We start from the raw sequence: 8,026 nt of genomic DNA on the forward strand, positions 1-8,026 counted from the left end.
AAACTTCTGCTTGCTCATCTCCTCTCCTCCTCAAAGAAGTCGTTATTTTCTAAAAGCAAAACAAAATGGAGCCCACGACCGGACTCGAACCGGTGACCTCTTCCTTACCAAGGAAGTGCTCTACCTCCTGAGCTACGTGGGCTCGTATAAAAATGGAGCGGGAAACGGGACTCGAACCCGCAACCCTCAGCTTGGAAGGCTGATGCTCTACCAATTGAGCTATTCCCGCTCCCAAGCTTCAACTAAATGGTGGAGAGGGGAGGATTCGAACCTCCGAAGGCTACGCCATCGGGTTTACAGCCCGACCCCTTTGGCCACTCGGGAACCTCTCCACAAAAACGGCAGGTCAAGTTCACCCTGACCTGCCGTAACCGAAATATAACAACAGTTAACTAGATGTCAAGAACTAAGCTTCTTTCTTTTCAGAGGATTCCTCAGCCTCTTCCTGAGATACTTCTTCAGATTCTTCAGAAGCGGCCTGAGACTCTGCTTGAGAAATGGCCTCGGTAGCTGCCATTTTAGCCCTTACACCAGACATATAGTGGTCAAACACCATAACTGTAGTTCTATAAGCTAAGTGTGCAAACTTAGAATAAGGCAACCCCAAGAAAAGAACAAAGATACAGGCTAAATGGGCCACATACATTGGATAGGCTATTTTGAGGTCAAAAATCCTGAGATACTGAGCCGCAAGACCAGTAATTCCTACAAAAAGGATTAAATAGAGGAAAAACCAGTCACTATAAGAACTACGCATTATACCTTCAGCTTCCTTGGCTTTACGATTTTGAATAAGAAGAATGGCCCCATAAATCAAGATAAACCCACCCAAATTGCCGAGGATTTTAATAGGATTCCATAAGGGCCACGGTGTATGAAAAACATCACTTCCTGTGATTGTACCTACGATATCGGCAAAAAAGAATACCACCATGGTCACAAAGAAAAGGATTATAAAGGCCCAAAGCACAAGGCGATGGGCACCGTAGCGAGGCAAATTAGCTACGCACTTTTTGAAGCGCTCATGATTAATGATTTCCTTAAAAACAGGGATCATATGGTTTTTGATCAATTCAGAAGTAGTAGCCCGATAGGCTACTGGAATGTTCGCCCCCTCATTCAATTGGCGCCAGAGATTACTGATGCCCCTCCAGGCAATTATCGCGGCAAAACCGGCTACCGGCAAAAATATAGCATCAACAGCCAACACCGGAAGGAAACCATGAAAAAGCCCATGAGAAAAACGCACTGGAGATTCAAGATGAGGAAGTCCCTGATGGACAATCAAAATAACAGCTAAAATAACAGCTACAGCAAAACCAAAGAGCAAAACAGTACCCGCTAGGCTATTGTAAAGAGACCAGAGAAATTTGGGTTCGGCTAATTCTCTGATGGCCATAGCCCTGATAGCCGAAAGAACATCACCCGGTCTCGCTCCTCGTGGGCAGTAAGCCGTACAATCGCTACACTGATGACAGAGCCAGATAGCCGGATCTTTTGCTACCCTATCTGCCATTCCCCACTGAGCTAAAATCATCTGTTTCCGCGGAAACGGGACGTCCTCTGTGGAAAGAGGACATACCACCGCACAGGTGGCGCACTGATAACAACGCTTTACCGTGTCACCACCAGAGGCAATGACACCTTCTACAAATTTTAAATCCGGTTCGACATAATGATGAGACATATCTCTACCTCCTTACCAACCTTTAAAGGGGCTTTCTCCCGCAGCTTCAAGAGCTTCTTGAAATTCCTGAAGCAGTTTAGGCAATTCTTCGTATTCGTCAATAGATACCGTTTTAATTACTACACGTTCTGGTTCAAGGGCCAGCTGCTGTAAGGTCTCGGCAACGTTTTCCATACGACGATTAGCTAGTTCACTTCCTTTAATAAAATGACATTGATAGTTCTCACCAAATTTACAACCCAGCATAAGCACGCCATCCCAACCGCCACTCATAGCGTCTCTAATCCAGGCTACGTTAACTGCCCCGAGGCATCGAACCGGAATAATACGAAGAGACATGGGAATATTCTTTCTGTGATATGCGGCCATATCTAAAGCTGGAAGAGCGTCATTTTCACAAATAAAAGCAACCACCCGATATTGACCATATTCAGGCTCAGGCATCTCACAGGCCTTAAGCATAGAACTACCCATATCAATGTTATAATCTTTAAAATTGATAACTCTTTCGGGACAGGCCCCAAAACAGGTCCCACAGCGCCTACAACGCGTAGGATTGGGCATAGGAGTTCCTTCTGGATCGTCATCAAGGGCCCCAAAGGGACATTCTTCGGTACAACGTTTACACTGAGTACAACGCTTAAAGTTAAATTCTGGATACGCAAAATCCCAGGTACGTGGATGCACAGCATGCCCAAGCTCTACCGCTTTCAAACACTGAATAGCCTTAAGTGCTGCCCCTGCCGCGTCTTCCATAGCCTGAGCCGTGGCCATTGGTTGATGCACACACCCTGCCGCATATATACCGGTCCTTCTGGTTTCGTAAGGGAAACAAATGTAGTTAGAATCGGCATAGCCGCTAAAAAGCTCTAATTCAGGGAATCCTGGGCCCTGACGGTATTCAAGTGGAATAACGGGATCATCAGCCGTGGTAGGCACCATTCCCGTAGCAAGAACCACAAGGTCAACAGGCACAGCCATATCCTCACCAAGCAAAGTCTCCCCTACTTCCACCACCAGACGTCCGTCATCAGCCTGGCTAAGGCCTTTAAACTCTGCCTTGGTTAAAAAGACTCCAGGGTCATCTTGAAGGGCCAGATAAAAGTTTTCATAAATACCCATGGTGCGCATATCTTTATAGAAGATATACGCCTTGGCCTCACTATCCATCTCGCGTAGAAGCTTAGCCTGCTTCAAAGAAGCCAGACAGCAAACCCCAGAACAATAAGGGAGATGATTTTCATCACGCTGCCCAGCACACTGAATAAAAGCTACACTTTTCACAGGAGAGCCGTCAGAAGGCCTTTTAAGCTCTCCCTTGGCAAGCATTTCTTCAAACTGAATATTAGTTACTACATCGGGATATTTCCCATAACCATAAGGTTCTTCAAGTTTAGAAGCATCATAAGGTTTCCAACCAGTAGCCACCACAATGGCTCCAATATCAACAGTCTCTTCACTGCCTCCAGCGTTATAGGTAACTTTAAAAGCCCCGGGAGCACCGGCTATTTTTTCTACCGTAGCCCCAGTAACTACCTGAATTTTGTCATTAGCCTGAACGTCTTCAATAAGTTTGTTAACAACAGGCTCAACCAGGTTCTTATAAGGATGATTGGGCTCAAGCTGCTTTTTCATCTTGGCCACAAAACCACCAAGCTCATTTTCTTTTTCCACCAATAAGGCCTCATAACCTGCCTTAGCAACCTCAAGAGCAGCGGTAAGCCCAGTTACGCCTCCACCCATAACCAGGATTCTCTTACAAATTTCTCCTTCAAGCTTATAGGGCTCTGGAGGAGCGATTTTTTGAGCCTTAACCACCCCCATGCGAACATAATCTTTAGCCAGGGCCATAAGTTCGTCTTTAAAAGACACCCCTTCAGCAAACTCAATCTGGCTTTCATCTTCAGGCATTTCCTGACCTTCCTCAAGCTTGGGCCAGCGAGTCCAGACCACTTCTTCACGTAAGCTAACCCTTACCACAGGAATTTCTTTGCCAAAATCAAAAACATCATAGTTTACCCGGGAAGAACAAGCACAGATAACTACACTATCAAGCTCATTTTCTTGAATAGCTTTCTTTATAGCTTCTACGCCCTCCTTACCACAGAGAAAAGACATAGAAGCACAATAAGCGCAGCCCTGTTCATTGGCTGCTGCTTCAAGGTCAGCTATATCCAAACGATCTCCAATATTACAGGAGGTGCAAATAAAAACTCCTATTTTTTCCATGATTTACCCCCTTACCAAAGTTTGAATAGCTTTTAAAGCCGCAGCAGTAGCGGTTTCATTCGAAGACATGACATCAAGAGGTAGCCTGGCACACCCACAGGCATACATACCCTTAGCCTCACTGGGGATAACAAAACCATTTTCGTCCATCTCAAGAACTTGCGGTATTTCTTCTCCAGCCAGGCTAGGCTGCATTCCTGTAGCCAATACCACCATGTTGACCTGCTTTTGTATCTTCTTACCCGAAAGGGTATCTTCGGCCACCACTATTAAATCACCATTATCAGCTTGCTGGATGTCAGCCACTTTACCTTTAATAAATTCAATATTGGCCTCTTCTTTGGCCCGGTTTAAAAATTTCTCATAGCGGCCAGGGGTCCTGATATCAATATAGAAAAAGTAGACCTTCCCTTCAGGATTTTGCTCAGCAAAATAGATACTGTGTTTAAGAGAAGCTAAACAGCAAATGTAAGAACAATAAGGTAAATGATTTTCGTCCCTTGAACCAGCACACTGAACAAAAGCAATGGTTTGCGGCACCTGCTGGTCAGAAGGGCGAAGAATTTTTCCCCCGGTAGGACCGTTGGGCGCAGCCAATCTTTCCATCTGCATATTGGTAATGACGTTTTCAAAACCAGGCTGACCGTATTTTAGATTATCAAGCTTGGTAGCATCGTAAGGTTTCCAGCCAGTGGCCCAGATAATCGCCCCTACTTCTAAAGTGATAGTCTGAGGTTGCATATCAGGGTCTATGGCATTGTACTTACAGGCCTCTTTAATTCTTTCTAAATCCCCATCAGCCAAGGCCGACTTATCAAGAACATAACGGGCAGGGAATGCGTGTTCATGGGAAAGGTAAATGGCCTTGGTCTTACTTAAACCAAAATTAAAAGTATCCTCTCTTTCTCCCTGACACACCTTTTCACATTCACCGCAACAGGTACAGTTTTCATTTACGTAGCGAGGAGCAATCTCAACGGTAACCTTATAATTACCAGGACCACCCTGAATATCTTTTACGGTGGCCATGGTGTAAAAATCAATTCTGGGATTCTCTTTGATACGACGATAATTAATTTCTAGGCCACAAGTAGGGGGACAAAGTTTTGGGAAATAATAACGAAGCTGATTTACACGCCCGCCTAAAAAAGGTTCCTTTTCAATTAAAACTACATCATATTCCATCTCGGCTGCCTCAACGGCAGCAGTGACACCACTTATACCCCCGCCAACTACGAGGATTTTACTCATAAGCGCCTCCTCTGCAGAAATTTCCTTATCCAGAACTCAAACCCCTTTTTCAAAGGGTTTCAGTCCTGAATAAGGGTAAAAAAAACTCCAGGCACCGCCAATAAGGCGGCACCTGGAGTTTTATGCTAGCTTAATTCCAGCATTACGGCCCTAGAGGATCAGGGATAATCTGAACGTAGGGGAACTTCTCCATTTCCCATTCGCCAGTCTCAGGGTTGTAGCGAGAGAGAGTAAAGCAACGCCACTCAGCATCATTGAGCTCAGGGAAGTCAGCACGGTAGTAATAACCAGGATAACGGGTTTCCTCTCTGAAGAGCACGTGACGGAGATGAAGCTCAGCCGTCCATACACGGTGGATATTTTCCCAAGCCCTCATGAGCTCGTGGAGGTCACGAGCCGCGGCTTTTTCCATATCTTCTTTAAGCATGGTAAGAAGCTCAAGCCCGCGTTCAAGCATAACTTTGTTGGTCTGATAGAAAGTAGCTACACCAGCTACATATTCGTCCATGAGCTTCATGAGACGAGCCTGGATCTGCTTAGGCAAGAGGTATTTGGGGTTAACCTCGTAAGAAGTAGAAGCTTCTTTGTTTTCCTCAAAGCGATACCAAGGAGCGTAGATTTCTTTCTTAAGGGTTTCAGGGTCTTCCTTAGGAGTGGGGACATAGTCTTTATTATCAAGGCAGAACTTAATCATAGCTTTAGCCGCTATACGACCTTCCACGTGAGCACCAGAAGAGAACTTGTGACCACAAGCACCTACGGTGTCTCCAGCGCAGAACATACCTTTTACGGTGGTCATACGGTTATAGAGACCAATTTCCTTCCAGGGCTCTTTATACTGATCAGGCACCCAGTCTTCATCAGGACCACAGCACCAGGCACCAGCACAACCAGCGTGAGAACCAAGGAAGTAAGGCTCAGTAGGCATAATTTCAGAAGGCACCTTTTCAGGCTCAATGTTCAAGCATGCCCAGAGACCAGCCTGCGTTACGCACATATCAAGAAAGTCTTCCCAGGCCTCAGCTTCAAGCTTCTTGAATTCTTTCTTATCCATGGTCTTCATGGCTTCCTGAAGGGCCCACTCAGTGTGGATGTAGATAGGACCACGGCCTTCTTTCATTTCAATGAGCATGGCGTGGTTACGCAAGCAGGTTCCGATAACAGAAGCCTCACTGTAGGGCTTAAACTTCTCAAGCTCACCTTTATGCTTGGCAATATAGTCTTCACCAAAGGCGTTGGTAGCACGGGCCTTAAAGAGCAAGAACCAGGCACCAACCGGACCATAACCATCTTTAAAACGAGCAGGCACGAAACGGTTTTCCATGAGCACGAGCTTGGCACCACTCATGGCACACATGGCATAACCAGAACCGGGGTTCCAGACAGGATACCAGGCACGACCCTGACCTTCCGCCACAGAACGGGGACGGAAGATGTTAACCGCACCACCGGTAGCTACAAGAGTAGCCTTGGCCTTAATAATGTAGAGTTTATTTTCACGAACAGAAAAACCTACGCCACCGCAGCAGCGGTTAGGTTCATTGGCATCCATCAAAGGACGAACGATAAAAACACGCTCAAGAATTTCGCCGTTTTCACCAAGCTGTTCCATAGCGTTCTTAGCTGCTTCAGCTACGATGCACTTATAAGATTCACCGTTAATCATGATCTGCCAGCGACCAGAACGAACAGGCTTGGCTCCAGACTTAAGGGTCATTCCCTTGGCCTTGGCCTGGGCACCATCAAGGATTTTACCGTCGTCAGTGCGCTTCCAGATAGGAAGGCCCCATTCTTCAAAAGCAACGACACTATCATCTACGTGGCGGCCCACGTCAAAAGAGAGATCCTCGCGAATAATACCCATCAAGTCACAGCGGACCATGCGGACATAGTCATCAGGCTTATTCTCACCAATATAGGTGTTAATAGCAGAAAGACCCATGGCCACTGCACCAGAACGCTCAAGAGCAGCCTTGTCAACAAGGGTTACCTTCAAGCCAGCAGGCTTAGCCCAGCGAACAGCCTCAACAGCCGCACCGCAGCAGGCCATACCGCCACCTACTAAAAGAATATCGGTTTCTTTTTCTACAATCTCAGGCTCAGCACAAGGAAGCCCAGGATTATAAGACCAAATTTTACCCATAATTTACCTCCTTATCTCAAATTTTTTTTATTTTCGTGAATTACTTCCAAGCCACAGCTTCAGGGACAGCCGGAGTTACATTGTCTGCCACCTGAGTAAAAAGACGAGCATCACCAATAGCAGAAAGATCAGGATCAGGCTTACCAAGAGTGGGATCAGCTTCACCTTCAGGCGTAGTCCTGATGGGGAACTTGAAGCGCTTTACCACACCGTTACGGAACTTAATGGTCCACATAATGTCAGTGGTACCACGCATGGGCTGACAAGCGCCTTCTACCAGAGGAGCAAAGTCAGCATAGTGACGAACCATAATGGCACCCTGCGGGCAAATCTTGACACAAGAATAGCACTCCCAGCACTGATCAGGTTCCTGGTTGTAAGCTTTCATGGCTTCGGTGTCAAGGATCATCAAGTCGTTCGGACAGATGTACATGCAAGCTGTCTTTTCGCCGCCCTTACATCCGTCACACTTCTCAGGGTTTACATAGCTCGGCATACTCCTACCTCCTTATTTATTTTTATGCTTAGCAGAACATTAAGCTAAATTGAACTTTTTTAGATGAACGTTCACTCATTTCGCCATTTCTTATACGTTGGCTAAAAAATAGTGTCAAGGCAAATTTAAGGAATTAAAACTAATAAAAGAGGTTTAATTTTCATTAAAGAAGGCTTTTAAGGCGTTTTTTATAAAAATTTGCTATTTGTCTTTTTTTTTT

At 45.8% G+C, this 8,026-nt stretch carries 5 protein-coding genes and 3 tRNA genes; all 8 read right to left on the minus strand.

Annotated elements, in window-relative coordinates:
* Positions 1 to 66 precede the first annotated feature (66 nt).
* Positions 67 to 142, minus strand: a tRNA-Thr gene (locus TH606_RS09715).
* 11 nt (positions 143 to 153) lie between these two features.
* A tRNA-Gly gene (locus TH606_RS09720) sits at positions 154 to 229 on the minus strand.
* An 18-nt stretch (positions 230 to 247) separates the two neighbouring features.
* Positions 248 to 332, minus strand: a tRNA-Tyr gene (locus TH606_RS09725).
* A gap of 74 nt (positions 333 to 406) precedes the next feature.
* Positions 407 to 1,687, minus strand: coding sequence for a quinone-interacting membrane-bound oxidoreductase complex subunit QmoC (gene qmoC, locus TH606_RS09730; protein WP_068543413.1), 1,281 nt, complete (start codon positions 1,685 to 1,687; stop codon positions 407 to 409).
* Positions 1,688 to 1,699: 12 nt separating this feature from the next.
* A complete protein-coding gene (locus tag TH606_RS09735) occupies positions 1,700 to 3,916 on the minus strand; it encodes a hydrogenase iron-sulfur subunit (protein ID WP_068543415.1) in 2,217 nt (738 codons plus the stop codon).
* Positions 3,917 to 3,919: 3 nt separating this feature from the next.
* Complete coding sequence (locus TH606_RS09740) at positions 3,920 to 5,167, minus strand: CoB--CoM heterodisulfide reductase iron-sulfur subunit A family protein (protein WP_068543418.1); 1,248 nt, start codon at positions 5,165 to 5,167, stop codon at positions 3,920 to 3,922.
* A gap of 142 nt (positions 5,168 to 5,309) precedes the next feature.
* A complete protein-coding gene (gene aprA, locus TH606_RS09745; RefSeq protein ID WP_068543421.1) occupies positions 5,310 to 7,310 on the minus strand; it encodes an adenylyl-sulfate reductase subunit alpha in 2,001 nt (666 codons plus the stop codon).
* A gap of 40 nt (positions 7,311 to 7,350) precedes the next feature.
* Positions 7,351 to 7,806 carry an adenylyl-sulfate reductase subunit beta gene (gene aprB / locus TH606_RS09750; RefSeq protein ID WP_068543424.1) on the minus strand — a complete coding sequence of 152 codons (456 nt, stop codon included), beginning with the start codon at positions 7,804 to 7,806 and terminating at the stop codon, positions 7,351 to 7,353.
* Between the last annotated feature and the right edge of the window lie 220 nt (positions 7,807 to 8,026).

The organism is Thermodesulfatator autotrophicus (genome assembly GCF_001642325.1).
GTDB lineage: Bacteria > Desulfobacterota > Thermodesulfobacteria > Thermodesulfobacteriales > Thermodesulfatatoraceae > Thermodesulfatator > Thermodesulfatator autotrophicus.